This window comes from Bradyrhizobium niftali, assembly GCF_004571025.1.
In the GTDB taxonomy this organism is placed as follows: domain Bacteria; phylum Pseudomonadota; class Alphaproteobacteria; order Rhizobiales; family Xanthobacteraceae; genus Bradyrhizobium; species Bradyrhizobium niftali.
Map to the genome: position 1 here is coordinate 53,095 of NZ_SPQT01000009.1, position 26,232 is coordinate 79,326.

The 26,232-nt window shown below is 65.3% G+C and carries 25 protein-coding genes; 21 read left to right on the forward strand and 4 right to left on the reverse strand.

Going from position 1 to position 26,232, the window contains the following annotated elements; genetic code table 11:
- Window positions 1–367 precede the first annotated feature (367 nt).
- Together E4K65_RS17605 and E4K65_RS48740 are read left to right on the forward strand one after the other, a co-directional pair.
- Window positions 368–763, forward strand: a complete 396-nt coding sequence (locus tag E4K65_RS17605; protein WP_235885662.1) for a hypothetical protein — start codon at window positions 368–370, stop codon at window positions 761–763.
- A 399-nt stretch (window positions 764–1,162) separates the two neighbouring features.
- The gene (locus E4K65_RS48740) at window positions 1,163–1,327 is read left to right on the forward strand and encodes a hypothetical protein (protein ID WP_235885664.1); all 165 of its coding nucleotides are present in this window, start codon (window positions 1,163–1,165) and stop codon (window positions 1,325–1,327) included.
- Between the two features lie 85 nt (window positions 1,328–1,412).
- Here the strand turns inward: E4K65_RS48740 and E4K65_RS17615 are convergent, their stop codons facing one another.
- Window positions 1,413–3,599, reverse strand: coding sequence for a lytic transglycosylase domain-containing protein (locus E4K65_RS17615; RefSeq protein WP_167770892.1), 2,187 nt, complete (start codon window positions 3,597–3,599; stop codon window positions 1,413–1,415).
- Window positions 3,600–3,920: 321 nt separating this feature from the next.
- On the opposite strand from E4K65_RS17615, the gene E4K65_RS17620 reads away from it, so the two are divergent.
- The 6 genes from E4K65_RS17620 to E4K65_RS17635 all read left to right on the forward strand — a co-directional run bounded on the left by E4K65_RS17620 (window position 3,921) and on the right by E4K65_RS17635 (window position 7,716).
- The gene (locus E4K65_RS17620) at window positions 3,921–5,657 is read left to right on the forward strand and encodes an adenylate/guanylate cyclase domain-containing protein (RefSeq protein ID WP_167770893.1); all 1,737 of its coding nucleotides are present in this window, start codon (window positions 3,921–3,923) and stop codon (window positions 5,655–5,657) included.
- Between the two features lie 104 nt (window positions 5,658–5,761).
- Window positions 5,762–5,938, forward strand: a complete 177-nt coding sequence (locus tag E4K65_RS47290) for a hypothetical protein (RefSeq protein ID WP_167770894.1) — start codon at window positions 5,762–5,764, stop codon at window positions 5,936–5,938.
- A 153-nt stretch (window positions 5,939–6,091) separates the two neighbouring features.
- The gene (locus E4K65_RS47295; RefSeq protein WP_027548279.1) at window positions 6,092–6,304 is read left to right on the forward strand and encodes a hypothetical protein; all 213 of its coding nucleotides are present in this window, start codon (window positions 6,092–6,094) and stop codon (window positions 6,302–6,304) included.
- A gap of 114 nt (window positions 6,305–6,418) precedes the next feature.
- A complete protein-coding gene (locus E4K65_RS47300; RefSeq protein ID WP_167770895.1) occupies window positions 6,419–6,676 on the forward strand; it encodes a hypothetical protein in 258 nt (85 codons plus the stop codon).
- A gap of 87 nt (window positions 6,677–6,763) precedes the next feature.
- Entirely contained in the window at window positions 6,764–6,985 is a 222-nt protein-coding gene (locus E4K65_RS17630; protein ID WP_135175250.1) for a hypothetical protein, read from the forward strand.
- A 149-nt stretch (window positions 6,986–7,134) separates the two neighbouring features.
- Window positions 7,135–7,716 carry a hypothetical protein gene (locus E4K65_RS17635; protein ID WP_135175251.1) on the forward strand — a complete coding sequence of 194 codons (582 nt, stop codon included), beginning with the start codon at window positions 7,135–7,137 and terminating at the stop codon, window positions 7,714–7,716.
- A 379-nt stretch (window positions 7,717–8,095) separates the two neighbouring features.
- Here E4K65_RS17635 and E4K65_RS17640 read toward each other — a convergent pair whose 3' ends face one another.
- Window positions 8,096–8,620: a hypothetical protein gene (locus E4K65_RS17640; protein WP_167770896.1), complete on the reverse strand. Its 525-nt coding sequence runs from the start codon at window positions 8,618–8,620 to the stop codon at window positions 8,096–8,098.
- 287 nt (window positions 8,621–8,907) lie between these two features.
- On the opposite strand from E4K65_RS17640, the gene E4K65_RS49500 reads away from it, so the two are divergent.
- The 3 genes from E4K65_RS49500 (at window position 8,908) to E4K65_RS17670 (ending at window position 13,184) form a co-directional block, all read left to right on the forward strand.
- A complete protein-coding gene (locus E4K65_RS49500; protein ID WP_283813839.1) occupies window positions 8,908–9,042 on the forward strand; it encodes a hypothetical protein in 135 nt (44 codons plus the stop codon).
- A gap of 1,609 nt (window positions 9,043–10,651) precedes the next feature.
- Window positions 10,652–12,376, forward strand: coding sequence for a dihydroxy-acid dehydratase (ilvD, locus tag E4K65_RS17665; protein ID WP_135175255.1), 1,725 nt, complete (start codon window positions 10,652–10,654; stop codon window positions 12,374–12,376).
- Window positions 12,363–13,184, forward strand: coding sequence for a tetratricopeptide repeat protein (locus E4K65_RS17670; RefSeq protein ID WP_027546585.1), 822 nt, complete (start codon window positions 12,363–12,365; stop codon window positions 13,182–13,184). Before ilvD ends, E4K65_RS17670 begins: the two co-directional genes overlap by 14 nt.
- A 16-nt stretch (window positions 13,185–13,200) precedes the next feature.
- Here the strand turns inward: E4K65_RS17670 and xth are convergent, their stop codons facing one another.
- A complete protein-coding gene (gene xth, locus E4K65_RS17675) occupies window positions 13,201–13,998 on the reverse strand; it encodes an exodeoxyribonuclease III (protein ID WP_167770897.1) in 798 nt (265 codons plus the stop codon).
- Between the two features lie 133 nt (window positions 13,999–14,131).
- On the opposite strand from xth, the gene E4K65_RS17680 reads away from it, so the two are divergent.
- The gene (locus E4K65_RS17680; RefSeq protein ID WP_135175257.1) at window positions 14,132–16,459 is read left to right on the forward strand and encodes a hybrid sensor histidine kinase/response regulator; all 2,328 of its coding nucleotides are present in this window, start codon (window positions 14,132–14,134) and stop codon (window positions 16,457–16,459) included.
- A 4-nt stretch (window positions 16,460–16,463) separates the two neighbouring features.
- On the opposite strand, the gene erpA is transcribed toward E4K65_RS17680, so the two are convergent.
- Window positions 16,464–16,793, reverse strand: coding sequence for an iron-sulfur cluster insertion protein ErpA (gene erpA, locus E4K65_RS17685; protein WP_135175258.1), 330 nt, complete (start codon window positions 16,791–16,793; stop codon window positions 16,464–16,466).
- Between the two features lie 111 nt (window positions 16,794–16,904).
- Between erpA and E4K65_RS17690 the strand changes: the two genes are divergently transcribed.
- From E4K65_RS17690 to tatC, 9 genes are all read left to right on the forward strand, one after another.
- Window positions 16,905–18,113: a deoxyguanosinetriphosphate triphosphohydrolase gene (locus tag E4K65_RS17690; RefSeq protein ID WP_135175259.1), complete on the forward strand. Its 1,209-nt coding sequence runs from the start codon at window positions 16,905–16,907 to the stop codon at window positions 18,111–18,113.
- Window positions 18,114–18,122: 9 nt separating this feature from the next.
- Window positions 18,123–19,913: an arginine--tRNA ligase gene (gene argS / locus E4K65_RS17695; RefSeq protein ID WP_167770899.1), complete on the forward strand. Its 1,791-nt coding sequence runs from the start codon at window positions 18,123–18,125 to the stop codon at window positions 19,911–19,913.
- 140 nt (window positions 19,914–20,053) lie between these two features.
- Complete coding sequence (locus tag E4K65_RS17705) at window positions 20,054–21,625, forward strand: SPOR domain-containing protein (protein ID WP_135175394.1); 1,572 nt, start codon at window positions 20,054–20,056, stop codon at window positions 21,623–21,625.
- Between the two features lie 46 nt (window positions 21,626–21,671).
- Window positions 21,672–22,700: a beta-N-acetylhexosaminidase gene (gene nagZ, locus E4K65_RS17710; protein ID WP_135175261.1), complete on the forward strand. Its 1,029-nt coding sequence runs from the start codon at window positions 21,672–21,674 to the stop codon at window positions 22,698–22,700.
- Window positions 22,697–23,536, forward strand: a complete 840-nt coding sequence (locus E4K65_RS17715; RefSeq protein WP_135175262.1) for a segregation and condensation protein A — start codon at window positions 22,697–22,699, stop codon at window positions 23,534–23,536. The genes nagZ and E4K65_RS17715 overlap by 4 nt, the downstream gene beginning before the upstream one ends.
- Window positions 23,537–23,557: 21 nt before the next feature.
- The gene (gene scpB / locus E4K65_RS17720) at window positions 23,558–24,310 is read left to right on the forward strand and encodes an SMC-Scp complex subunit ScpB (protein WP_027546593.1); all 753 of its coding nucleotides are present in this window, start codon (window positions 23,558–23,560) and stop codon (window positions 24,308–24,310) included.
- 166 nt (window positions 24,311–24,476) lie between these two features.
- Complete coding sequence (locus E4K65_RS17725) at window positions 24,477–24,710, forward strand: twin-arginine translocase TatA/TatE family subunit (RefSeq protein WP_011087519.1); 234 nt, start codon at window positions 24,477–24,479, stop codon at window positions 24,708–24,710.
- A gap of 89 nt (window positions 24,711–24,799) precedes the next feature.
- Entirely contained in the window at window positions 24,800–25,381 is a 582-nt protein-coding gene (tatB, locus tag E4K65_RS17730; protein WP_135175263.1) for a Sec-independent protein translocase protein TatB, read from the forward strand.
- Window positions 25,378–26,190, forward strand: a complete 813-nt coding sequence (gene tatC / locus E4K65_RS17735; protein ID WP_027546595.1) for a twin-arginine translocase subunit TatC — start codon at window positions 25,378–25,380, stop codon at window positions 26,188–26,190. The genes tatB and tatC overlap by 4 nt, the downstream gene beginning before the upstream one ends.
- Window positions 26,191–26,232 lie beyond the last annotated feature (42 nt).

The following is a 26,232-nucleotide window of genomic DNA, read 5'->3' on the forward strand; positions in this document are numbered from 1 at the left end:
GCTCATAGAGCCAAGCTCTGCGTCCGTTACTCCGAATTGCCGCATGATTGGCGGGTCGTGATTGAGAGACCGCATTTTCAATAACGAGCGTGGATGGCCGTGCACCGACGCACGAGCGTAGCCACGATCATGACAGACAGGAGTAGAGCATGATGTGCGATAGCCCTGAACACCCCGAGCGCGGTCCTGTTGTAAAAGGCTGTGCTGTCTGTAACGGCAAGTTTGGCCTGATCCGATATTATTCCTGGCGAACGCCGCTCTGCTCCAGAAGGTGTCTCGATCGCTTCAGGGCGCGCCGCGAGCGCGACCGCCGATGGCTGTTTCGATTTCAGGCGGCGTGAGTCCGAAACTCTGAACGGGGGGCTGCGTGCTGAACCGTGCTTGCAAACTCCTCTTGACGATTGCGCTGTCGCTTCCGTCGCTGACCGAAGTGAAGGCCGAGGAGCTTGGACAGGATGCACATCGTCATCATCCGCCCCAGGATCAGCTGCTGCACGAGAAGTTCTATTCGAGCTGGCACATGCCGGACAATCCGGTGCTGAGTTGCTGCAACAGCGCGGATTGCTATCCGACGGAGATACGGTACGTCGACGGCAGGATCTACGCACGGCGCCGGGAAGACGGGAAGTACATCCTCATCCCGTCCCAGAAGGTGGAGCGAAACAGAGACAATCCCGACGGCCGCAACCATCTTTGCGCCCCGCCGCCGTCCGCCTCTCTGGTCGACACGGTCTACTGCTTCGCGCTCGGAGGTGCCACGTGAGGTTCATACTGGTCAACGGCCGAACCCCTTTTCGCAAGACGTTCTGTCTATGGTGCTGCGAGGAGATCAGCGGCAGCTACTTGCGCGATGTCAGGACATTGCTGCCCTACTGCGGGTGCGAATGCTACGCGCTTCATCACGGGGCAGCATCGTTGATCGGGGGGCGTACGCGCGCGGCATCTTGAGCAGACAGGCGGGCGAGGCGCATCGGCGGGTGCGCGCCGGCCGGCAGGAGAGGACACGGCCTTGAGATTCATGCTCGTCAATCAGGAACGTCCCTGCCACGGCGCCGTCTGCAGTGCGTGCGCCCGGCCGCTGGGTTCGAGTTACGTCCGGCATGTGTCCAAGCAAGAGCGCTATTGCGACCAAGATTGCTACCGTCGGGATCAGCGGGCGGCCATGGAGCTGCTGTGGCCCTACCGCAGCTCGCTCGAGGCGATCGCGGTGCTGGGGGCGATCTCGAGCTGGAGCTGGATGATGCAGATGGGCGCGCTCTCGCGCTCGCTGACCGAGGTATATCTGCGCGCCCACGACCTTCTGACCACGGAAGGAGGTGACGGCTAGCTGAACCACGCAGGCCGCGCAGAATCGTCGGCCGCAGTCACCACGTCCAGCCCCGCGCCGCGTTCCAGCCCCGGCGGTCGCGAGGCTAGGGTGAGGGGGCTGCGGCCGATGCCGTTGGTGCCGCGCTCACTTCCTGCGTCGTGACGCGCTGCTCGGATTTCGCAGCGACCATGCCGCTGCTCTCGAACCGCGCACGGTAGACCAGCACGTTCTCCATCACGCGCTGGACGTAATTGCGCGTCTCCGACAGCGGGATGCGTTCGACCCAGTCGACCGGATCGACCTTGGGATCCCTGGGGTCGCCGCGCGCCTGCACCCATTCGCGCACGCGGCCGCGGCCGGCATTGTAGCCGGCGAAGGTCATGATCTGGTTGCCGCGATATTCCGACATCAGCGCGCTGAGCTCGGCCGCCCCCATCTGCGTGTTGTAGACGGGATCGGAGACCATCCTGTCCCAGTCATAGGTCAGGCCGAAGCGCTTTGCGGTGTCGCGCCCGGCTTCCGGCGTCACCTGCATCAGGCCGACCGCATTGGCGGGCGACTTGTCGCGCTGGTCGAACGAGCTTTCGGTGCGCGCCACCGAATAGATCACGCTGGTCTCGATCGCGGGCGCGACCTGCTTGTGCTCGGGGATGCCGATGGTCGGGAATGCGTAATGGTCGAGCGCGAACCCGCGCGCCAGCGCGGACTTGCCCACCTCCAGCATGACGCGCGCATCGTTGCGCCGTCCGGCCAGCTCGCCGAGGCCTTCGAGGGCGGCAACGTCGGTGCTCTCCTTGGCAAAATCCTCGGCGTAGTAGAACACCGTGTCGCGCTCGCCGACGCCATAGAGCATGTCGGCCGCGCGCACGCGCTCGTCCAGCGTCTGCGTGTCGGCTGCGGCCAGCACGGGCGAGGGCGGGCGCAGCTCGATGCGGTCGAGGCCGAGCTTGGCGCGGGCGAGCTGACCGTAATAGGCGGTCGGGTAGCGCGCCGCCACTTGATAGCTCTGGCGCGCATCGGCCGTCGCCCCCATCGCTTCCGCGGCGCGGCCGCGCCAGTAATGGGCGCGCGACAGCGCGAGCGGATTGGCCGAGCCTTCGTCGATCGCGGCGAAGTGCATCATCGCCGTCCTGGGATCGTCGAGATAGCGTAGCGCGATCCAGCCGCACATGAAGTGGTAGTCGACGCGATAGACCTCCATCGCCGGCACGGCCGCCGCGCGCACCACGTCGTAAGCGGTCCTGGACTTGCCCTGGTCGAGCAGTTTTCGCGCCAGCAGACGACGCTCGCGCCACCAGGCGTCGGTGTCCTGCGCCGCCATGGTGTCGGGCGCGGCGGCCAGGATCACCTCGGCCGCGTCGTCGATGCGGTCCTTCTGGAGATGCCATTGCGCGCGGCACAGCACATAGCCGAGATCGCGGCGCGCCTCGGTCGACACGTCATCGAGATAATCCTTGGCCTTGTTGGCCTTGCCGGTGACGGCGGCGCAGGCCTTGACGATCGCGAGCGCATCTTCGCCGAGCCGTTTTGCGACGCGCCTTGCGCCGGCATAGTCCTTGGCCCCGAGCCGCTTGTCCATGCGGGCGCGATGGTCGTCGGCAGTGAAGAGATCGCGGAACGCCTCGTAGGCGTCTTCCTCGCTGCGCTCCGACAATTCGTCCGTGCGCCAGGCCTCGCGGACGAGGCGGGCAGCCCTGTCGGCGTCGCCTTCGGCGAGCAGCACGCGGGCGAGCGCGAACTTGCCCTTGGCGCTGGTCGGGCGGTCCATGGTGAATCTGTGCACGGTGGCCGCGTCGGTCTTCTCCTGCCACAGCCGCGCCTCGGCACGCCGGCGCAGCAGCGCGCTGCTCGGCCAGTCCGGATTGGCGGCGAGGAAGGCGGCGTAGCGTTTGAAATTCGCGGTGCTCTCGGAATGGCGCAGCATGAACCAGTCGGCGAGCTTCTGCCCGGCGGGGTCAGCGATGCGGTCGCGCGCCGCGCCCGCGTCATCGGTCTTGCCCTTGCGCGCGAGATCGATCGCGTCCTTGAGTGCGGCGAGGTCGCCGGTCAGCGGCGGGGGCGCCGGCTTGTCTGACGGCTCGTCGTCCTGCTTCTTCGACTTGCGCTTCGCCTCGGCGTGCTTGCCATGGCGCGATTTCGCCGCGGCATGGCGCTGCTTGCCGGCTTTCGCCTCATGCGTCTTCTTCGACGCGGACGATTTGTGATGGCTCTTCGCCGCCAGCTCCGTCGGAAGGAGAGCCAAGGCGGCCACGGCAACGACACACGCGAGCGAGCGTAGGCACTGGTTCATTCCGTGGTCCCCCCTGCGAAACCAGTACAAACCAAAGTCCGCGACGACATGCGGCTCGAGAATCAAAGCATCGAAAACGATGCCACGGCATCGTTTCGCATTTGTCACGCTGTCGCAACATTGCGGCAAAATACGGATGGAGCGCGGGAACTCTTGCAACGCGGGATAGAGCCGGGCCTTTAACCTTTGTTAACGAATGAGGCTCGCGCGACGGTTGCGCGCGGTCCAGGGCGCCGCGAGGGCCAGATTGCGCGTGTTCCCGAGCTGAAATCCGGTGTATTGAGTTCCCCGACCTGTCCCTTCAGCCTTTGCCCCGAACCTATGCCGATTTTCAACCAGTCGATCCGGCGCAAGATCGTCGGCATCGCCCTCGGATTGATCGTCCTGATGCTGGTCACCTCGATCCTGTCGATGGTGATGTCGAGCCAGGTCGGCGTACTTCTTGACGAGCTGACCAACCGCTATATCCCGGCCTATGGCGATCTGGCGCGCGCCAATATTCGCTCGCTGGAGCGGTCGGTGGCGCTGCGGCGCATGGTCATGATGAAGATGCAGGCGTCCTCGGACGAGGAGGCCTATGCGGCGCGCCTGCGCGAGTTCGAGGAAGCGGATCGCAAGATCGAGGAGGAGGCCGAGGGCGCACGCAAGCTCATCAACGCGATCATCGACGACCCGAGGACGCCGTCCGACAATGCCGCGTTGGCGCGGATCGAGATCCGCATCGAGACTGCCGTCACCGAGCTGCGCCGCGACCTGAACGAGGACCACGCAAAGCTCCTCAAGCAGGTCGACGCCAAGCAGATGGCGGAAGCCCGTGGCACGCTGGAACATATCGATGCCATCCGCGACCAGTTCAACCAGAAGTTCGATGCGATCCGCGCCGACATGTTGACACAGGTGTTCGCCGCGACGTCGCAGGTGATCGGTCACCAGCGGCAGGCGATCGTCGTTTCGGGCATCGTGACCTTGCTCGCGGCGATTGTCGGATTTGCCTTCGCGCTGCTGGTGTCCAGCGGCATCACGCGGCCGGTGCGCCTTTTGCTCGCCGGCACCCGCGAGGTCGAGGCCGGGCGGTTCGACAAGACCATCGCCGTCTCGACCCAGGACGAGATCGGCGAGCTCGCGGCCGCCTTCAACCGCATGATCGAGCAGTTGCGCCACAACGAGCGCATCCGCGAGACGTTTGGCCGCTACATCGATCCCAAGGTGGTGCAGGGCCTGATCGAGCGGCCGGAGGTCGCCATCGACGGCCAGCGCCGGGTGATGACCATCATGTTCTGCGACATGAGCGGCTTCACCTCGATGAGCGAGGGCATGACCCCGCGCGGCCTCGTCAAGGTGATGAACCACTATTTCACGGTGATGTCGGTCCCGATCAGGAGCAATCGCGGCGTCATCGACAAATATATCGGCGATGCCATCATGGCCTATTGGGGCCCGCCCTTCATCGAGGAGGACGAGCCGGCGCTCCTGGCCGGCTGTGCCGCCATCGACATGGCCGACCAGGTGCCCGCGCTCCAGAGGCAATTGCCCGATCTGCTCGGCATCCGCGCCATGCCTGTGCCGTGCGACCTGCGCATCGGCATCGCCACCGGCGAGGTCCTCACCGGCAGCATCGGCTCCGAGCTGATGATGAGCTTCACCGTGATGGGCGATGCCGTGAACCTCGCCTCGCGGCTCGAGGCCGTCAACAAGGTCTACGGCACCCGCATCCTGATCGCGCAGGCGACCGCGGATGCGATCGGTGGGCGTCTCGAATTGCGCGAGATCGATCGTCTGGCGGTCGCCGGCCAGAGCGCGCCGCAGGCGATCTTCGAGGTGATGGCGAGGGCCGGCGCGCTCACCGCCGCGCAGGACGGCTTGCGCGCGCACTATGCCGAAGCTCTCGCCGCCTATCGCGCCCGCCGCTTCGACGAGGCCCGGGCCGCCTTCAACGCGGCGCTCGAAGCCGTCCCCGGCGACGGTCCCTCGCGTACGCTGCTCGCCCGAATCGCGCAGTTCGAGGCCGATCCGCCGGGCGAGGGGTGGGACGGCGCCTGGCGGCTGGAGCAGAAGTAGGCCCCGCGCGGGAAAAATTGATTCTACTCGATAACGATGTTCTTCGTGACCTATTCCCCGGGCTTAGGTTTGCCGTCCTTGAGGCGTTTGATGGGGACACGCCGATGACGGAACTTGAGGACAGGCTGGAACGGTTCGAGACGCTCACGGCCGAATGCGAGCTGATCGCCAAGCTCGCCACCGACAGCACCAAGCGCGAATTCTATCTCAAGCTCGCCGAGCACTATTACCAGCTGGCGCGCGAGACGCGGGCTGCGGTCGCGTCCAGGGCTGCGGCCTGAAGGCGGCTGCAATCCGTTCTTAACATTTGGCACGCATCCTTTGAGGGCGTGAGCGTCGCGATTCGCGATGGCTCGCAGTGGGAATGCCGGGGCTCGCTGCAATGCAGCGCGTTCCGCTGATGTTGCTTTGCCGGTGTCTTACGGGGCAATCCCATGCGTCTTCTTGCGGTGCTCATCCTCGCGCTCATGACGGCGGCCTGCAACCAGGAGCAGGACATCACCGGCTCGACCGCAGCCTGCCCGGTGCGGAACTACAGCTCTTACAATCCCCGCGACATGAACCAGTGCGTGGCCGCCTGCAAGGCGTGCGACCATGGCAATACGGTGACCTGCACCACGTCCTGCACGCTCAAGGGCGCGCACTGAGCTGCCAGGGTTTGCCGGTTCCTCGGGCGTCGAGGGCTGACGGTGTCGGGACACCGGAACGATTCACATGACATAATCATTGGTAGGAGCAGGCAGGACGCGGAGTCCAATGGAATGGGTATGCTCGATCCCGGCCGGTTTCTGGTGTCGTGCTCGCAGTGCGACGCATGGCCGATGGCGGCCAACGTCAAACGCTCGAGCTGGTCGGCGTCGCCGAGCGAGGTCCGCTTCGTGTGCCCGCGCTGTCGCCGCGAGGAGACCGCGATCGTCTCCGCCTCGGGCGAATTGACGCCGATCAGGCGCATCGACATCCCGCCGCGTGACGTCACTGTGGCCTGGGCCCAGGCGCAGCGCCCGAGAGGCCGCACATAGGCGGCCGGGGCATTGCTCGATCCCGTTCGGGAACCCGGCCGATCGTCGGACGTTTCCGCCCCAACATCACCGATCGAGGCCGGGCGAATGATCAGCGAGCATTTCGACACCCGCACAAGGATCAACATGAAGCTGGCGCTGGATCGGATTTGCCGCAATCGCCCCGTGGGCGAGGATCATGCGTTCCGCAGGTCGGTCGCCGAGCACATCATCCGCTGCGCGCTGACAGGCCGGACCGGTATCGGTCAGCTCGTCGATGCCGGCGAGCGGGCGGTGGTCACGACGCGCGCGGCGCGGAAGCCTGCCTAGAGCATGATCCGGAAAAGTGCGAAGCGGCAACGATTCATCGATTTCATCGTGGCTTTGGGGTTCGCTGAGTCCGCCGGTCGCGTCGCGAGGTGGATCGTGGCGGTTCAACTCCCGACAAATGTGCTAGGATCAGCGCCAGGAGACCAATGATGGCCACTGACATGCTTTCGCCCCATGCCGACCGTTTTCGCCTTCACCCGGTCGCGCCGCGCCTTGCGCCGATGTTCGGCTTTGCGCTGCTGACGGTGTCATGCGCGCTCGCGAGTTTTGCGCTCGCCTGCGCAACGCCCTTTGCGGCCTTCTCGGTCGTCGCGGCCGCGATGCTGCCGCTGCGGCCGGCGCTGCTCGTCGTCACCGGCGCGTGGCTCGTGAACCAGTGCATCGGCTTCGGCGCGCTACACTATCCGATCGATGGCAGCACGATCGCCTGGGGTTCTGTGATCGGCGCTGCTGCCCTTGTCGCGACCGCGGCTTCATCGGCCGTCCTTCGTATGCTCCCGCAAGGCCGCACGCCGTTGATGCTGGCGATCACATTCGTCGCCGCCTATGCGGCCTATGAGCTCGTGCTGCTCGCCGCGACGCCGATCCTCGGCGGAGAGGGCGCCTTCACCGCGGCCATCGTGGCGCGGATCGGACTGACCAGCGCGGTCTGGCTCGCCGGCCTCGTCGCCGCCTGCGAGATCGTCCGCCTGGTCGATCCGTTCAGGCGCAAGGGAGCGATGTCGGTCTGAGCGGCGACTCTTAGCCCGGATGGAGCGAAGCGAAATCCGGGACCGCCGCAGCTTGTGAAAAGACCCCGGATTGCGCTTCGGTCCATCCGGGCTACGCGACCGCCTCAGCCGCGCCCCGTGCGTGGTTTCAACCATCGAGTGATCACAGCGCACGGCGTTTGACGGCTGCGCGGCAGCCTGTGCCTCTCGCTCGCATCTCTTGCGAAGGCAAGGACCTGCTGGCTGGATCGCCGCTGCTCGGGCGCACGTGCATCCATTCGCGAATGACTGCGCGTCGTATCTTCGACTTCAACATATGAGGGGCTCCCGGGGGCGGGATCAAGAAGGGGCAGGATCAAGCCATGCGGCTGTTCCTGCCTCTTCGTGATCGGCAGCGTGCCTATGCCGCCTTTTGCATCGGGTACGCTTGCGAGCGTCGCGCGAGCAGGGCGCTGCCGCACGGATGTTCGGCCCCTTGCAGCACGACGAAGCCACGCTTCGCCACCGCGGCGCGAAGATCGTCCTTCGCCTCCGATTTCTGCGCGTCGAGCCAGATCACCAGCACGGCACGGGGCCCGAGGAAACCGTCGAGCCAATCCATCGCCGCATCGAGCGCGCTGAGCGGTCGTCGTCGCCAGTCCACGAGGGCTGCGTCGTACTGCGCGGCCGGGAGGCCACAATTGCCGGCCGACGCGGCCAGAAAATATCCGCGCTTTTGCAGATCCATCATCAATTCCATGCTCTTCGCGCCGACCACGACAATACGCTGCCCTGGCGAGCAGCCTGCGAGCGCGATCATCGGTTCGATGATTCTGTCGCTGACCCCTGAGATAGACATGAGTTCACCGGTTCGGTTGTTGTTGCCTTGGCAGGGCAGGCTGATCCTTGCGGGACAGATCGTGGCGGCATGGCCACTCTGTCGCACGGTCCGCGTTCCCTGCGATGCGTCACGCAGATAGGCGTGACCGGCTCGATATGTTGCCGCTTGCGATATGATTTCGAGATGAGCGTGGTGTTGATTATATATGTTCGGCATAGGACTGGCGCGACCACTATGCCGTTCCTAGAAAAGGGCGGTCCGATCCCCATCGAATTTGGATTTGTCCGGCGTCATGTTCCGACGTGTAGCTGCAACTCTTGTTGGAGGCCAGAATGCCTGCATATCGCGCTTTTGTCGTGGGACGACACAGCGTACCGATCGGGGTGGTTCAGATGGACTGCATCGACGATGAAGCCGCGATCTCTCGCGCCGCGAAACTCGTCGACAGCCACGATGTGGAACTCTGGCAACTCGATCGTCCAGTCGCGAGATTTGAGGCGCTGTCCGGACAGATGCGCAGGAAATAGGTCGTAGCCTTTTCGGGTGTTGTCTTCCCGTCGCGTCGGGGGGCGCTTGCCCGACGGGCAAAACATCGCGGACGCTGTCAATCCGCCTGCGCAAAAAGATTCCGCTTTACCGAAATTCGGATTTATCGTATGTGTTCGCCCATCCCGGCTCATCCTTGAGGGGCGATCATGTGGTCGTCATTTTCGCGAGCCGGGCTTGCGGTGGACGCGGCAGCGTCGGGCGCGAGAGTTGCGGGCAGGGCGGATTGCTCTCCGTGAGCCCAAGACTTCGTGCCAGACGAGCGGCGCTGTCAGGTTCGTCTCGCCAGCAGGTTTCCGGCTCCGTCGACAGGGCCGGGAAAACCGCGGCGAAATGGCGGGCCGTGCGTACGGCAAAACCGTGTGGTCCTGGTCGTCGTTGCTACGGTCAAGCTCTTGCGGAGGCGGCAGTCGCGTCAACCGGCGCGACGCCGGTGAATTCCGTGAAGGCGAGGGAGGCCAGAACGAACTCGGCTCCCGGGAGAGCACGGCATAAGCCGTCCGACCACTGCGCAGGGAAGGCCGAGTGATTGGCTACACCTGTATGCTGCTGTGCGGTTTCTGCGTGTGCATTTTGCGCAGCAGACCGCGGGTGCCAGCTGGCACCCGGCCTTCCCTGTGCCCTCTTGGCTTAGAGGGCAGAGCGACGAAGCAAAGCTCGGGCGAATTGCGCCGCGAGAACGGGAAGGCGTGTCTGCGACCACACCCTCGCTGTCATCGCCCGCCTTGTGCGCACTTGCGCATTGGGGCGGGCGATCCAGTATTCCAGAGGCGGTTGTGATGGAGCCGAGAGGCCGCGGCGTACTGGATTCCCCGCCTTCGCGGGGAATGACAGTGTCATCTGGAGAGCCAGCCCATACCTCATACTCCGTCATTGCGAGCGCAGCGAAGCAATCCAGAATCCCTCCGCGGTGACAGTCTGGATTGCTTCGCTGTGCTCGAAATGACGGTGTGGAGACAGTTCGCCCCACACTCGGCGTCATCGCCCGGCTTGACCGGGCGATCCAGTACTCCGAGACGGCAGTGATTGAGCCGAGGAGCTGCGGCGTACTGGATTCCCCGCCTTCGCGGGGAATGACAGTGTCATCTGGAGAGCCAGCCCATACCTCACGCTCCGTCATTGCGAGCGGAGCGAAGCAATCCAGACTGCCACTCGCTGCGCTCGCAATGACGGTGGGGGAAGAGTGTGCGCCACTCCATCGCCCGCACCTCAGGATGACGGGGCTGGCAATCTGAGGGCGCGACTCAGTTGAGGCGCGCTCCCTCCGTGAGGCTGCGCCGGGGCGCGCCGCACCCGCCGCAAAATCTGAAGTTGTGGATTGTCATCTTCGTGAGGGTATCTCAGTAAGCCGACCCGTGTCTTCCCGGTAACGATTGTGCTGTTCACGCAACACTCCTTCCGGATTAAGCCCTCATCGCTAGCCATTCGCATCACCGCCGCTTTTTAGCCACACCCGAACATGAATAAAATCACTCTAATGTTTCAGGGACTGCGGCGGTCCTCGAGGCGAACGGGAAATCCCAAGGTCGATTCAAATCTTGGCTCTGATTTTTCGGGTCTGAAAGGGTTGACCGAGGAAACTGGTTTGCGATGGACGCGAAGACCAACATCAAGCAGAGGCTGCCGAGCCGTCACGTGACGGAAGGCCCTTCGCGCGCGCCCCATCGGTCCTACTTCTACGCCATGGGCCTGACCACCGAGCAGATCCATCAGCCCTTCGTCGGCGTCGCCTCCTGCTGGAATGAAGCCGCCCCCTGCAACATCTCCCTGATGCGCCAGGCGCAGGCAGTGAAGAAGGGCGTCGCGCATGCCGGCGGCACCCCCCGCGAATTCTGCACCATCACCGTCACCGACGGCATCGCCATGGGCCATGACGGCATGCGCTCCTCGCTGCCGTCGCGCGAATGCATCGCCGACTCCGTCGAGCTGACCGTCCGCGGCCATGCCTATGATGCCCTTGTCGGCCTTGCCGGCTGCGACAAGTCGCTGCCGGGCATGATGATGGCGATGGTGCGCCTCAACGTGCCCTCGATCTTCATCTATGGCGGCTCGATCCTGCCCGGTAATTTCCGCGGGCAGCAGGTCACCGTGCAGGACATGTTCGAGGCCGTCGGCAAGCACTCGGTCGGCGCCATGTCGGACGAGGATCTCGACGAGATCGAACGCGTGGCGTGTCCCTCGGCGGGTGCCTGCGGCGCGCAGTTCACCGCCAACACCATGGCGACCGTCTCGGAGGCCATCGGCCTGGCGCTGCCTTACTCGGCCGGCGCTCCGGCACCGTATGAAATCCGCGACGCCTTCTGCATGACCGCGGGCGAGCAGGTGATGGAGCTGATCGCCCAAAACATCCGGCCGCGCGACATCGTCACCCGCAAGGCTTTGGAGAACGCCGCCGCCGTTGTCGCGGCCTCCGGCGGCTCGACCAATGCTGCGCTGCACCTGCCGGCGATCGCGCACGAGTGCGGCATCAAGTTCGACCTGTTCGACGTCGCCGAAATCTTCAAAAAGACACCTTATGTCGCGGATTTGAAGCCGGGCGGCCGTTATGTCGCCAAAGACATGTTTGAAGTAGGTGGCATCCCGCTTCTGATGAAGACGCTGCTCGACAACGGATTTCTCCACGGCGACTGCATTACCGTCACCGGTCGAACGATCGCCGAAAACCTCAAGAGCGTGAAGTGGAATCCGCACCAGGACGTGGTGCACCCGGCAGACAAGCCGATCACCGTCACCGGCGGTGTGGTGGGTCTGAAGGGCAATTTGGCGCCAGAAGGTGCGATCGTGAAAGTCGCGGGAATGTCCAACCTCAAGTTTACCGGTCCGGCCAGGTGCTTCGACCGGGAGGAGGATGCTTTCGAGGCGGTCCAGAAGCGCACCTACCGCGAAGGCGAAGTCATCGTGATCCGCTACGAGGGCCCCAAGGGCGGCCCGGGCATGCGGGAAATGCTCCAGACCACCGCGGCGCTGACCGGACAGGGCATGGGCGGCAAGATCGCGCTCATCACCGACGGCCGCTTCTCCGGCGCCACCCGCGGCTTCTGCATCGGCCATGTCGGGCCGGAAGCCGCCATCGGCGGCCCGATCGGGCTGCTCGAGGATGGCGACATCATCGAGATCGATGCGGACGTCGGTACCCTTAACGTAAAATTGAGCGACCAGGAGCTTGCCCAGCGCAAGACCAAATGGAGCGCTCGCGCGACTAACCACACGACGGGCGCGCTCTGGAAATATGCTCAGCAGGTTGGACCAGCGGTCGGGGGGGCAGTCACCCATCCCGGCGGTGCGCACGAGAAACAGTGTTATGCGGACATCTAGGCGTGCCATTGTTGCGTTTGTGTTGGGGGCCGGTGCTCTGGCCGCGCCGGCGCTCGCCTTCGACGGCGCGCCGGTCAACCAGAAGGACGCGACCATCCCTGTCGTGACCACCTTGCCGGGGGCCGCTGGTGCGGTGCGCAGCAAGGTGCCGCCGGCGACCCAGGAAACCTCGCTCAGCGCCCTGCAATATGCCGCCGAGGGCGGCCATCCGATCGCGCAGTGGAAGCTCGGCCGCATGTACGCCAATGGCGACGGCGTGGCCCAGGACGACGTGCGCGCCTTCGAATATTTCAGCCGGATCGCCAACGCGCATGCCGAGGACAGCCCCTCGGCGCCGCAGGCGCAGATCGTGGCCAATGCCTTCGTCGCGCTCGGCCGCTACTATCTCAGCGGCATCCCGAACTCGAAGATCAAGCCGGACCAGGACCGGGCGCGGGAGATGTTCTCCTATGCGGCCTCCTATTTCGGCAACGCGGATGCCCAGTACGATCTGGCCCGGCTGTACCTGAAGACGCCGGACGCCTCGCGCGAGGATTTCCGCTATGGCGCGCGCTGGCTCGGGCTCGCCGCGCAGAAGGGCCAGCACGAGGCGCAGGCGCTGCTCGGCCAGATGCTGTTCAACGGCGACCGCCTGCCGCGGCAGGCCGCGCGCGGCCTGATGTGGCTGACGCTGGCGCGCGACAGTGCCGGTGCCGAGGAGACCTGGATCAAGGAAAGCTACAACCGCGCCTTCGCCAAGGCCTCCGACGACGACCGCGCCATGTGCCTGCAAATGCTGGAACAATGGGTGCAGGGCCGCCGCGAGTGATCCCCAGGAGGCGGCGTTACGCCGCCTCGAGATCCAGATCCGCCCATACCGGAACGTGGTCCGACGGCTTCTCCCAGCCGCGCACATAGCTGTCGATGCCGACATTGGCGAGCTTATCGCTGGCCTGCGGCGACAGCAGCAGATGGTCGATGCGCAGCCCCTGGTTCTTCTGCCAGGCGCCGGCCTGGTAGTCCCAGAAAGTGTAGAGCCCCGGCTCGTCGGTCACGGCCCGCAAGGCATCGGTCAGGCCGAGGCCGAGCAGGGACTGAAAGCTCTCCCGCGTCTCGGCCTTGAACAGGGCGTCCTCAGTCCAGGCGGCAGGATTGGAGACGTCGCGTGCATGCGGAATGACGTTGAAGTCGCCGGCGAGGATCAGCGGCTCCTCGGTCTTGAGGCGCTCCTTCGAATATTCAAGAAGTCGCGACATCCATTTGAGCTTGTAGGGATATTTCTCGATCCCGACCGGATTGCCGTTGGGCAGGTAGAGGCAGGCGATGCGCAGCACGCCGGATTTGAGCGTCACCACGCCCTCGAGGAAGCGGGCATGCACATCCTCGTCGTCGCCGGCCAGCCCCGACTTGGTCTCATCGAAGCGGAGCTTCGAAAGCAGGGCGACGCCGTTGAACGTCTTCTGCCCGTGCGTGACCACGTTGTAGCCGAGCGCCTCGATCTCCAGGCGCGGGAACGCCTCATCGACGCATTTGATCTCCTGGAGGCAGACGATGTCCGGCTGGCACTCCTTCAGCCAGGTCAGGAGCAGATCGATCCGCTGCCGGACCGAGTTGACGTTCCAGGTGGCTACTCTGATGGGCATTTCGACGGCTCCGGGCAGGGGCACCCGTTAGAACAAAATGCAAACGCCCCCGTCAAGGACGCCGCAAAATCTCCCACAAAATTAACCCGGCTTAAGCGGGCCGCAGGCCATTGATACGGAAAAGGTTCCATGGATGGGTTGGCGGGTCGAAACTTCACAACGAGCTGAGCCGCGCGACGGGCTGGTCGGCGCGTTCCTGTATTGGCTCGGCGGCTTCGAGATCGAGGACGGCCTGACCGCCGATCTCAGCGAGCGCGAGCTGGGACGGATCCGCGCCAAGCAGATCGACGCGGTAACGCGGCTGATCCCGGTGACGATGGCCGTCACACTGCTCAACGTCGCCATCGTGCTGATCCTGTTCTGGGGCAGGGGCTGGAACGACTTCCTCGCGATCTGGGGCCTGACGCTCGCGGCCACCGCCTCGCTCGCGGTCCGTTCGTGGCGGCGGTCGCATCGGAACCCGCCGCAGGAGGCTTCGCCCCGCGCCGCACGGCACATGCTGCGGCAGGCGTTCTTCCTCGCCGCGATCTGGGCCACGCTGCCACTCGCGCTGTTCAGCCACATCGAGCCGACCAGCCAGCTGATCCTGGCCTGCCTGATGGTCGGCGTGATGTCCGGCGGCGTCTTCACGCTCTCGACCTTCCCGCGCGCCGGCCTCGTCTATCTCGCCACGATGACGGTCGGCTGCGCCGGCGCGCTGCTATTGTGCGGCGCCGGGCCGTATCTGGTGACCTCGGGGTTCCTGCTGCTGTTCGCGTTCTTCATGGCGCGCAACATCGTCTCGCAAGGCAATTTGTTCCTCGGCAATCTCAAGTCTCAGCTCGAGCTCGAGCGGCAGACCGAGATCATCTCGCTGCTGCTGAAGGATTTCCAGGAGAACGCCAGCGACTGGCTGTGGCAGACCGACGCCGAGGGACACCTGATCGACGTACCCGAGCGCTTCGCCGATGTCGCGCAGCTGCCGCTTCCGCTGCTGAAGGGCTCGCTTTTCGCCGACGTGCTCGACATGCTCTGCCCCGAGGACAAGGGTGCGGCCTACAACATCGTCGGCCTGATGGAACATGCCGAGCCACTGCACGAGATGAACCTCAAGGTCGTTGCCGGCGGCGAGGCGCGGCTGTGGTCGCTCACCGCGAAGCCGGCCTACGACCGCGACGGCCAGTTCCTCGGCTATCGCGGCTTCGGCCGCGACGTGACCGAGCGCTGGCGCGCGGAAAAGGCCGAGGCCGAGAGCTGCGCCAAGTCGGACTTCCTCGCCGTGATGAGCCACGAGATCCGGACGCCCATGAACGGCGTGCTCGGGCTTGCCAGCATGCTGCTCGAAACCAAGCTCGATCCGGAGCAGCGCGAGGCCGTCACCACGATCCGCGAGTCCGGCGACAATCTGCAGCGCATCCTCAACGACATCCTCGATCTGTCCAAGCTCGAGGCCGGCCGCTTCGCATTCGAGGCGATCGACTTCGCACCGCAGGCGCTGGTCGAGACGGTCGCGACCGTCGTGCGCGCGAGCGCCAAGAGCAAGGGGCTCACGGTCAAGGTCGAGCTCGATCCCAACCTGCCGCCGACTCTGCGCGGCGACGTCGCGCGCATCCGGCAGGTGCTGCTCAACCTCGCGTCCAACGCGGTGAAGTTCACCGACGAAGGCGAGGTGACGATCTCGGCCACCTGCCAGGCGCGGCGCGACCTGCTGGCGACCGTCGAATGGACCGTCACGGACAGCGGCATCGGCATCGCCCCCGAAAAACTCGGCCAGCTGTTCAGCGATTTCGCCCAGGCCGACGCCTCGATCAGCCGGCGCTTCGGCGGCACCGGGCTTGGGCTCGCGATCTCCCGGCGCATTATCGAGCAGATGGGCGGCACGATCGGCGTCACCTCGACGCCGGGCGAGGGCTCGACTTTCCACTTCACGCTGGTGCTGCCCTGGAGCCAGGCGCCGGTATCAGACCAGGCGGCCGGCCGCGACGAGGCCGACGAGCTCAAGGTGCGTATCGCCGAACTCGACCGGCCGTTGAAGGTGCTGGTCGCCGAGGACGATGCCGTCAACCGCATGGTCGTGAGCAAGATGCTCGGTGCCTTCGATGTCGAGCTGCGCGTCGTCACCGACGGCGTCGAGGCCGTCGCTGCGGCCTCGGAGGGCGATTACGATATCGTGCTGATGGACGTGCGCATGCCCGACATGGACGGTCTTGCGGCAACCCGGGCGATCCGCGCGCAGGGCAGCCGCTTCGAAGCCCTGCCGATCATCGCGCTCACCGCCAACGCCTTCCCCGAAGACGTCAGGATCTGCCGCGAGGCGGGCATGTCGGACTTCTTGGCAAAGCCGCTGCGCAAGCCCGCGCTGGTCGCGGCATTGCTGCGGGCGCTAAACCACGTGGCGTCGGACGACGCGCCGCTTCAGCCGGAGCTGATGCCGGTCGAAGTCGAGTGGAGCGAGGAAGAACGGCAGATCACCGGCGCGTAGGCGCTCAGATCGAGAAGCTGGTCCCGCAGCCGCAGGACGCCGTCGCGTTGGGATTGTTAACGCGGAACGAGGCGCCGATCAGGTCATCGACGAAATCGACCTGCGACCCCGCCAGAAACGGCTGGGAGGCGGAATCGACCAGCACCACCGCATTGTCCTGCTCGATCACGAGATCGTCGTCGGTGCGGTCGCGGTCGATGTCGAACTTGTACTGGAAGCCGGAACAGCCGCCGCCCTCGACCGAGATGCGCAGCATCGCGCCCAACCCTTCGCCCTTGAGGATCTCCCCAATCCGGCGTGCGGCCCGGTCACTGATGGTCACGGCAGTCGTCATTTCCGGTCTCCGATCGTCGGCGGCGTCATACCCAATTCATTTGGTATCCCGCATCCGGCATAGTTAAGTGCCACCATACGCAGAATCAAATGGATAGGGACTAAATTCGCCGTGTCCGTCGGAATGGCTGCCCCCCACGCGCCCTATGCCTGCGACCCCGATCGCAGCCGCGGCCGGCTGGTCGCCGAGCCCCCGAGCCGGACCCGCAGCCCGTTCCGCCGGGATTGCGACCGGGTGATCCACTCCACCGCGTTCCGCCGCCTCAAGTACAAGACCCAGGTGTTCGTGTTCCACGAGGGCGACCATTATCGGACCCGGCTGACCCATTCGCTCGAGGTGGCGCAGATCGCCCGCGCGCTGGCCCGGCAGCTCGGGCTCGACGAGGACCTCACGGAAACCCTGGCGCTGGCGCACGATCTCGGCCATCCGCCGTTCGGGCATGCCGGCGAGCGGGCGCTGGATGCCTGCCTGAAGGAGTTTGGCGGCTTCGACCACAATGCCCAGGCCTTGCGCGTGGTCGCGGCGCTGGAGCACCGCTATCCCGAATTCGACGGCCTGAACCTGACCTGGGAGTCGCTGGAGGGCATCGTCAAGCACAACGGCCCGCTGACCGATCGCAGCGGCGCACCGGTCGGGCACTATCGCGAGCATGGCATTCCCGTCGGCATCGCCGACTACATCAAGGTCTACGATCTCGAATTGTGGAGCTTCGCCTCGCTCGAAGCACAAGTCGCGGCGATCGCAGACGACATCGCCTATGACGCCCATGACATCGACGACGGCCTGCGTGCCGGCCTGTTCGATCTTGACGATCTCAAGGTGATGCCGCTCACGGCCGAGATCATTGCCGAAACCTCGGCGCATTATCCCGATCTCGAAGACGTCAGGCGCGGCGCCGAGCTGGTGCGCGAGCTGATCTCGCACCTGATCGGCGCGGTGTTCGCGGAGGCGCAAAAGAACCTCGCCGCCATCAGGCCGCAATCGGCCCAGGACGTGCGCCAGCAGAGCCGGGCGCTGATCGCGTTTCCCGCTGACGTCGCCGAGGAGGAGGCCGCCATCAAGCGCTTCCTCTACCAGCACATGTACCGCCACAAGCGGGTGATGCGGGTGATGGGGGAGGCCGAACAGATCCTGTTCGACCTGTTCGCGAAATATTTGAAATCGCCGGCCGAGCTGCCGCCGGAATGGCTGCTGGGGGCGGAGGCGGATGATGAGGCCGACCGGGCCCGGCGGATCGGCAATTTCATTGCCGGAATGACCGACCGTTTCGCCCTGACCGAGCATCAGCGGCTCTTTGACTCGACCCCGGATTTGCGTTAGGCGGCGGCCATGCCCGACACATCCTCATCCCTGCACCTGTTCGCTGACGTGCTCGCACGCGTGCACGCCGCCTGCCGCGCGCTCGCGGCGGATGCCAGCTGGCCCGAGGGCATCGATTTCTCGCGCGTGGTGGTCGAGCCGCCGCGCGATGCCTCCCATGGCGACATGGCGACCAACGCCGCCATGGTGCTTGCGAAAGAGGCAAAGGCAAAGCCCCGCGATCTCGCCGAGCAGATCGCCGAGCGGCTGCGGGCCGACGCGCTGATCGCCAAGGTCGACGTCGCCGGCCCCGGCTTCATCAACCTGACGCTGAAGCCCGCCGCCTGGGCCGAGGCGCTGCGCACGGTGCTGCGCGAGGGCGCCGGTTACGGTCGCGTCCGCGGTGGCTCCAAGGTCAATGTCGAATATGTCTCGGCTAATCCGACCGGGCCGATGCATGTCGGCCATTGCCGCGGTGCCGTGTTCGGCGACGCGCTGGCGAGTCTGCTCCAGTTCGGCGGCCACGACGTCACCCGCGAATACTACATCAACGATGCCGGCGCCCAGGTCGACGTGCTCGCGCGTTCCGCCTTCCTGAGGTACCGCGAGGCGCTGGGCGAGGATATCGGCGCCATTCCGGAAGGCCTCTATCCGGGCGACTATCTGAAGCCGGTCGGACAGGCGCTGGCGAAGGAGCATGGCGACAAGTTGCGCACGATGACGGAAGCTGAATGGCTTCCGACCGTGCGTGCCAAGGCGATCGCGATGATGATGGACGAGATCAAGGACGATCTCGCCGCCCTCAATATCCGCCACGACGTGTTCTTCTCGGAGCGCTCGCTGATCGAGAACGGCAACAACAAGGTCGCCGAGACCATCGACTTCCTGCGCGCCAAGGGCGACATCTACGAAGGCCGCCTGCCGCCGCCGAAGGGGGCGCCGGTCGAGGACTGGGAAGACCGTGAGCAACTGCTGTTCAAGGCGACCGCCTATGGCGACGACGTCGATCGCCCGCTGATCAAGTCGGACAATTCCTACACCTACTTCGCCTCCGACATCGCCTACCACAAGAACAAGTTCGACCGCGGCTTCGCCGAGATGATCGACGTCTGGGGGGCCGACCATGGCGGCTACGTCAAGCGCATGCAGGCGGCGGTGAAGGCGACGACCTCCGGCAAGGGCGCGCTCGACGTCAAGATCGTCCAGCTCGTGAAGCTGCTGCGCAACGGCGAGCCGGTGAAAATGTCGAAGCGGAGCGGGGACTTCGTCACTTTGCGTGAGGTGGTGGATGAAGTCGGCCAGGACGCCGTTCGCTTCATGATGCTCTATCGCAAGAACGACGCGGTGCTCGACTTCGACCTCGCCAAGGTCATGGAACAGTCGCGTGACAACCCGGTGTTCTACGTCCAGTACGGCCACGCCCGCGGCCACTCGATCTTCCGCAACGCGCGGGCCGAGGTGTTCCCGGACCTGCCGGATGATACCGCCAAGCGCATCGCCTGGCTCGGCGAGTCGGCGGTGGAGCGGCTGTCGGACCCCGTGGAGCTCGACCTTCTCAAGCGCCTCGCAATTTATCCGCGCATGCTGGAAGCCGCCGCCGCGGCCCATGAGCCGCACCGGATTGCCTTTTATCTCTATGACTTAGCGAGCGAATTTCACGCACTTTGGACGAAGGGGCGCGATTTGCCCTATTTACGCTTCATTATCAATAATGATGCAGATCTAACAAAGGCGCGACTGGCCATGGTCCAGGGCGTCGTCTCGGTCCTGGCATCGGGCCTCGCCATCCTCGGCGTCCATGCCCCGGACGAGATGCGGTAGTTTGGGGCGAACTACTTAAGGGGATTGTGGGGGTAACCGGCAGAAGCCGGACCGCTGAGACTTGGTTGACAGCCTTGTGGGTCGAAAGCCGTGCCTTGGTCGAGGGGCGCGCGGCTTTCCCGAAGGGACGCATCATCACGATGGCCGAACGATATCAGGACAGACCGTTTCCTTCCGATGACTATGGTCGCGGCGGCGATCAGCATGGCAAGGCGGAAAATGATCCCTTGGCCGAGCTCGCCCGTCTGATCGGGCAGACCGATCCGTTTGCAGCGCAGGGGCGGCCCACTGTGCGCCCGCCGGCAGCGCCGGCGCCCGCCCAAAGCCATCAGCAAGGCTATCAGGAAGACGATTATCGCCAGGACGAGTATGCCGAGCAGGCCCCGTCGGCTCCGCCCGGGCCGCCCTCATGGATGCGGCGCGCCAACGTGCAGCCGCAGCCGGCACCCGCGCCGGAGCCCGACTATCCCGTCTCCGTAAACGCGGTTCATCCGTTGCATCGCTATTCAGCTCAGCCGACCGCGCCCGAGCCTGATTTCCATCAGCCGCAGGCCTATCAGGATCACGCCTATCAGGATCAGCCTTATCAGGCTCAGGCTTATCAGCAGGATCAGGCCTATCAGGAGCCATACACCCAGCCCGATCCGTCGCGCTACGACGATGCGCTCTACGGCAAGCTGGAGGCGGGCGAGCAGGACTATCAGCGCGATCCGGCCTATCCGGACGATCCCTACGCATTCCAGAGCGACTATCCCGAGGCCGATCTCGACGAGCCGAAGAAGCAGCGCGGCGGCATGATGACGGTTGCGGCGATCCTGGCGCTTGCCGTGGTCGGGACCGGCGCGGCCTTCGCCTACAAGACCTATGTCGGTTCGCCCCGCAGCGGCGAGCCGCCGATCATCAAGGCCGACAACACGCCGACCAAGATCGTGCCCGCGCCAACGGATTCCGCGGCCAAGGTGCCGGATCGCATGGTCGTCGGCGATGGCACCGAGAAGATCGTGCCGCGCGAGGAAGCGCCTGTCGACGTCAACGCCAAGGCGGGGGGGCCCCGCGTGGTGTTCCCGCCGCTGAACCCGAATGCGAATCCGCCGCCGGTGGCGAGCGTCTCGCCGTCCACGATCCCGCCGTCGAGCGCGGGTCCGATTCCGAGCAACGGCACGCTGCCGAACAATTCGCCGCGCACGATCCGGACTGTGGCCGTAAGGGGCGATCAGACCGATAGCGCCGCGCCGCAATCGGCCGCTGCCGCCAGGCCGGCAACTGCAACTCCGCCGAAGCCGGTCGCCGCTCCGGCTGCACCGGCCGCGCCGCGCACGCCGCCGACCTCGGCCAATGCCAGCGCCAACCAGCCGCTCTCGCTGACGCCGCAATCGGCGCCAGCGGCAGAGCCGCCGCCGCAGCGGATGGCGGCGACCAACCCGACGCAGATCGCGCCCGCCAGCAGTGGTGGTGGCGGCTACGTTGTGCAGGTCTCCTCGCAGCAGACCGAGGACAGCGCCGCCGCGTCGTACCGGGTGCTTCAGAGCAAATATGGCAGCGTGCTCGGATCGCGCTCGCCGGTGATCAAGCGGGTCGATCTCACCGACAAGGGCAAGGGAATCGTCTATCGCGCCTTCGCCGGGCCCTATGGCTCGGCCGAGGAAGCGACGCAGGCTTGCAACAGCCTCAAGTCCGCTGGCCTGTCGGCCTGCTTCGTCCAGAGGAATTAACGGCCGATTCCTTGACCCCCTCGCGGGGCAGGGTTAATCGGCCCTTATGAGCACGCGGGCCTTCATTACCGGCGTATCCGGAACGGAACTGACCGCCGCCGAGCGGGAGTTTATCCGTGCTGAGCGCCCATGGGGCTTCATCCTCTTCAAGCGCAACATCGCGACGCCGGCTCAAGTTGCTGCATTGGTTGCAGAATTGCGAGCGGTTGCGAACGCGCCCGACGCTCCCGTCCTGATCGATCAGGAGGGCGGACGGGTGCAGCGACTGGGCCCGCCGCACTGGCCGGTCTACCCGCCGGGCGCCGTATTCGCGAATCTGTACGACAGTGATTCGGCGCTCGGGCTCACCGCGGCGCGCCTCAGTGCGCGGCTGATCGCGGCCGATCTCGCCGACCTCGGCATTAACGTGGATTGCTTGCCGCTGGCTGACGTGCCGGTGCCGGGCGCCGATGCCGTCATCGGGAACCGGGCCTATGGCACCGAACCCGGCAAGGTCGCAGCGATCGCGCGCGCGGTGACCGAGGGCCTGGAGCAGGGCGGCGTGCTGCCGGTCCTCAAGCACATTCCCGGCCATGGCCGCGCCACCGCCGATACCCATTTCAAGCTGCCGACCGTCGACACGCCCAGAGATGAACTGGAGCGGACCGATTTCGCGGCGTTCAAGCCGCTGGCGAACCTGCCGATGGCCATGACTGCACATGTTGTGTTTAGCGCGGTCGACCCCGCCCATCCGGCGACGACATCTGCGACAATGATTGCTCAGGTGATTCGCGGCGCAATCGGGTTCCAGGGTTTGTTAATGAGTGATGACGTGTCGATGAACGCGCTGGCGGGAAGCATCGCCGATCGGACGCGCGCCCTCTTCGCGGCCGGCTGCGACATGGCTCTGCATTGCAACGGCAACATCGAGGAGATGCGCGAGGTCGCCGGCCAGACGCCTGAACTGTCCGGCAAGGCGCTGCAGCGGGCGACAGCCGCGCTCGCAGCGCGCAAGGCGCCGCAGCCATTCGACCGGGCGGCCGCACGCACTGAGCTGGACGCATTGATCGCACGGGCAAACACGGCATCGGCATGACCGCAGAAATCCTATCGTTTGAAACCGGGCGGCCTGCAGAGCTCGCCGAGGGTGAGCCGGCGTTGGTGGTGGACGTCGAGGGCTATGAAGGCCCGCTCGACCTCCTGCTCGCGTTGGCGCGGCAGCAGAAGGTCGATCTCGCCAAGATCTCGATCCTGGCGCTGGCCGACCAGTATCTCCACTTCATCGAAGCCGCGCGAAAGATCCGGCTGGAGCTTGCCGCCGATTATCTCGTGATGGCGGCGTGGCTCGCCTTCCTGAAGTCGCGCCTGCTGCTGCCGGAGCCGCCGAGCGCGGAAGGCCCGAGCGCCGAAGAGATGGCGACCGCGCTTGCCAACCGTCTGCGCCGGCTGGAAGCCATTCGCGAAGCCGCCAACCGGCTGATGAACCGGCCGCAATTGCAGCGCGATATCTTCCCGCGCGGCGAGCCTGAACAGATCGCCGAGATCAGGCATCCGAAATACACCGCGACGCTGTACGACCTGCTCACCGCCTATGCCGCACAGCGCCAGTCGCGTGTGCTGGCGAGCGTGCATCTGGCCAAGCGTACGGTGTGGTCGCTCGCCGAGGCGCGCGCCACGCTGGAGCGGCTGGTCGGCAGCATCAGCGAGCAAGATGACTGGGGCGTGCTCGACGACTTCCTGATCCGGCACGTCGCCGATCCGACGCAGCGGGCGACGGTGTTCGCCTCGAGCTTCGCCGCCGCGCTGGAATTGGTGCGGGAAGGTCAGCTCGAGCTGAACCAGAAAGAGGCGTTCGCGCCCATCTATTTCCGGAAGGGGCGCCCCAAACCGGTCCCTGACGGAGCTCCTGCGCCCGATGCGCCGGTCGCTTAAGTGCAAGAAGGAGAATCTGCCATGGCAAGCCTGGCTGAAGTGCGGGTAGACGAGGCCGAGCCGATGGAGAACGAATCCCAGGCACGTCCTGAAGAATTGCGGCTGCTGGAAGCGCTGCTGTTTGCCTCGAGTGAGCCGCTGGATACCGCGACGCTGGCCAAGCGGATGCCTGATGGCGTGGACGTCAAGGCCGCGCTCGAGCAGTTGCAGGCCGATTATGCCTTGCGCGGCGTGAACCTCGTGCGCGTCGCCAACAAATGGACCTTCCGCACCGCCGGCGATCTCGCCTGGCTGATGACGCGGGAGAGCACCGAGACCCGCCGCCTGTCGCGCGCGGCGATCGAGGTGCTGGCGATCATCGCCTATCACCAGCCGGTGACGCGCGCCGAGATCGAGGAGATCCGCGGCGTCGTCACCTCGAAGGGCACGCTCGACGTGCTGCTGGAGACCGGCTGGATCAAGCCGCGCGGCCGGCGCAAGACGCCCGGCCGTCCCCTGACCTTCGGAACCACCGAGGACTTCCTGTCGCAATTCACCCTGGAACAGCTGGGTGATCTGCCGGGCCTGGAAGAGCTGAAAGGCACGGGCCTGCTGGATTCGCGCCTGCCGACCGGATTCAGCGTGCCGACGCCGTCCGATGACCCGCAATTGCGCGAGGACGAGGATCCGCTGGAACCGGGCGAGGACCTCGATCTCGCGCTGGCACCTGCGGTCGAGCCCGAGGCGCCGGAAGGCGGCAATGAGGGTGGCGGCGAGGGCGGCAGCGAGGACTGACGTCCCGTCCTGCTACCGGCCCCTGCGACCGGTTACCACTAGCAAGATTACGTAGCGCCAACAGCGAATTGGCGCTGCCTTGGTCCTTGTTTTTGAGGCCTGCGAAGCCTACGTTCCGGTGAAGATCGGCCGGGTCCCCGGCCATGCGCGTTTGGAGGGTTGCAGGATGGGTTCACTCAGCATTTGGCACTGGATCTTGGTGATCGCAGTGGTCCTGCTGCTGTTCGGCCGCGGCAAGATTTCGGATCTGATGGGCGACGTGGCGCAGGGCATCAAGGCGTTCAAGAAGGGCATGCAGGACGACGACAAGCCTGCTGACAAGCCTGAGCCGGCCAAGTCCATCGAGCACAATGCCGCCCCGACCGCGGCACGCTCCGACGTCGGCAGCAAGGCCGTCTAAACCAGAGAGCACGCGAGACGCGGGTAGCGGCCCCCGATCCTGCGCGCGAGGGATTGGGCCGGTTGCGGCTGGCGTGAACGGAAGACCTCATGTTCGACATCGGGTGGAGTGAACTGGTCCTGATCGGGGTCGTAGCCCTGATCGCCATCGGCCCGAAAGAGCTGCCGGGCGTGCTGCGCATGGTCGGACAGTGGATGGGCAAGGCCCGCAAGATGGCCGCCGAATTCCAGGGCCAGTTCCAGGAAGCGATGCGCGAGGCCGAGATGGCCGACCTCAAGAAGAGTTTCGACGAGGTCAAGGAAGCCGCCACAGGCTTCAATCCGCTGAGCTCGCTCCAGAAGGACGTCAGCGACGCGCTCCGCGTCGATGCGCTCGACAAGCCGGCCGAGGCGTCCTCAACGACCGCCGTCGAAGCGCTGGCGACTTCAAGTGAAGCGCTGGCGACTTCAAGTGAAGCGCCGACGACTTCAAGCGAAGCGCTGGCGATCTCAAGTGAGGCGCCGACGACTCCAATAACCCCGGAACCCCCGACACCGGAAACCTTCGTGGAAGCCGAAGCCCATGCAGCGGTGAACGAGCCGCTCGCCATCACCCGTGAGGTCGAGCAGGCGCCGGTCGTTGCGCAGGACACCGCGCCATCCGAAGCGATCAAGGACGCCAAAGCGTCATGAGCGACGCCGATATCGAGGCCAGCAAAGCCCCGCTGATGGACCATTTGATCGAGCTGCGCTCGCGGCTGATCAAGGCGCTGCTCGGCTTCGGCGTGGCCTTCATCTTCTGCTTCTTCTTCGCCAAGCAGATCTACAACGTGCTGGTCTGGCCGTTCGTGTGGGTCGCAGGTCCCGAGAACTCGAAATTCATCTATACGGCGCTGCTGGAGTATTTCATCACGCAGCTCAAGCTCGCGCTGTTCGGCGCCGGCTTCATCTCGTTCCCGATCGTCGCGACGCAGATCTACAAGTTCGTCGCGCCCGGCCTCTACAAGCACGAGAAGCAGGCCTTCCTGCCGTATCTGGTCGCGACCCCGTTCTTCTTCGTGCTGGGCGCGGCGCTGGTCTATTTCGTCGTGCTGCCGATGCTGGTCCGCTTCTCGCTCGGCATGCAGCAGGCCGGCAGCGACGAGACCGCGCAGATCCAGCTCCTGCCCAAGGTCGGCGAATATCTGTCGCTGATGATGTCGCTGATCTTCGCCTTCGGCATCGCCTTCCAGCTTCCGGTGATCCTGACGCTGCTCGGTCGCATCGGCATCGTCACCTCGAAGATGCTGCGCGAGAAGCGCCGCTATTTCATCGTGATCGCCTTCGTGATCGCGGCCGTGCTGACCCCGCCGGACGTGCTCAGCCAGTGCTCGCTCGCGATCCCCTTGCTGGCGCTCTACGAGGGCTCGATCATCGCGGTGGCGATGGTGGAGAAGAAGGCGGCGGCCGCGCAGGCCGCGACCGGCACCGACGTATCGACGCCGGCGAACCCGGCCGAATAGGGACTCGGTGTCATTCCCCGCCTTGTGCGCAATAGCGCACTG

Excerpts from the sequence above, each read along its gene's own strand:
- E4K65_RS17620 (WP_167770893.1), top strand. The coding sequence starts at position 3,921 with ATGCCGATTTTCAACCAGTCGATCCGGCGCAAGATCGTCGGCATCGCC.
- E4K65_RS17725 (WP_011087519.1), top strand. The coding sequence starts at position 24,477 with ATGGGTTCACTCAGCATTTGGCACTGGATCTTGGTGATCGCAGTGGTC.
- xth (WP_167770897.1), bottom strand. The coding sequence starts at position 13,998 with ATGCCCATCAGAGTAGCCACCTGGAACGTCAACTCGGTCCGGCAGCGG.
- E4K65_RS17615 (WP_167770892.1), bottom strand. The coding sequence starts at position 3,599 with ATGAACCAGTGCCTACGCTCGCTCGCGTGTGTCGTTGCCGTGGCCGCC.
- E4K65_RS49500 (WP_283813839.1), top strand. The coding sequence starts at position 8,908 with ATGGACTGCATCGACGATGAAGCCGCGATCTCTCGCGCCGCGAAACTC.
- nagZ (WP_135175261.1), top strand. The coding sequence starts at position 21,672 with ATGAGCACGCGGGCCTTCATTACCGGCGTATCCGGAACGGAACTGACC.
- E4K65_RS17705 (WP_135175394.1), top strand. The coding sequence starts at position 20,054 with ATGGCCGAACGATATCAGGACAGACCGTTTCCTTCCGATGACTATGGT.
- ilvD (WP_135175255.1), top strand. The coding sequence starts at position 10,652 with ATGGACGCGAAGACCAACATCAAGCAGAGGCTGCCGAGCCGTCACGTG.
- argS (WP_167770899.1), top strand. The coding sequence starts at position 18,123 with ATGCCCGACACATCCTCATCCCTGCACCTGTTCGCTGACGTGCTCGCA.
- E4K65_RS17635 (WP_135175251.1), top strand. The coding sequence starts at position 7,135 with ATGGCCACTGACATGCTTTCGCCCCATGCCGACCGTTTTCGCCTTCAC.
- tatC (WP_027546595.1), top strand. The coding sequence starts at position 25,378 with ATGAGCGACGCCGATATCGAGGCCAGCAAAGCCCCGCTGATGGACCAT.
- E4K65_RS47300 (WP_167770895.1), top strand. The coding sequence starts at position 6,419 with ATGGGTATGCTCGATCCCGGCCGGTTTCTGGTGTCGTGCTCGCAGTGC.
- tatB (WP_135175263.1), top strand. The coding sequence starts at position 24,800 with ATGTTCGACATCGGGTGGAGTGAACTGGTCCTGATCGGGGTCGTAGCC.
- erpA (WP_135175258.1), bottom strand. The coding sequence starts at position 16,793 with ATGACGACTGCCGTGACCATCAGTGACCGGGCCGCACGCCGGATTGGG.
- E4K65_RS17680 (WP_135175257.1), top strand. The coding sequence starts at position 14,132 with ATGGGTTGGCGGGTCGAAACTTCACAACGAGCTGAGCCGCGCGACGGG.
- scpB (WP_027546593.1), top strand. The coding sequence starts at position 23,558 with ATGGCAAGCCTGGCTGAAGTGCGGGTAGACGAGGCCGAGCCGATGGAG.
- E4K65_RS17670 (WP_027546585.1), top strand. The coding sequence starts at position 12,363 with ATGCGGACATCTAGGCGTGCCATTGTTGCGTTTGTGTTGGGGGCCGGT.
- E4K65_RS17630 (WP_135175250.1), top strand. The coding sequence starts at position 6,764 with ATGATCAGCGAGCATTTCGACACCCGCACAAGGATCAACATGAAGCTG.
- E4K65_RS47295 (WP_027548279.1), top strand. The coding sequence starts at position 6,092 with ATGCGTCTTCTTGCGGTGCTCATCCTCGCGCTCATGACGGCGGCCTGC.
- E4K65_RS48740 (WP_235885664.1), top strand. The coding sequence starts at position 1,163 with ATGGAGCTGCTGTGGCCCTACCGCAGCTCGCTCGAGGCGATCGCGGTG.
- E4K65_RS47290 (WP_167770894.1), top strand. The coding sequence starts at position 5,762 with ATGACGGAACTTGAGGACAGGCTGGAACGGTTCGAGACGCTCACGGCC.
- E4K65_RS17715 (WP_135175262.1), top strand. The coding sequence starts at position 22,697 with ATGACCGCAGAAATCCTATCGTTTGAAACCGGGCGGCCTGCAGAGCTC.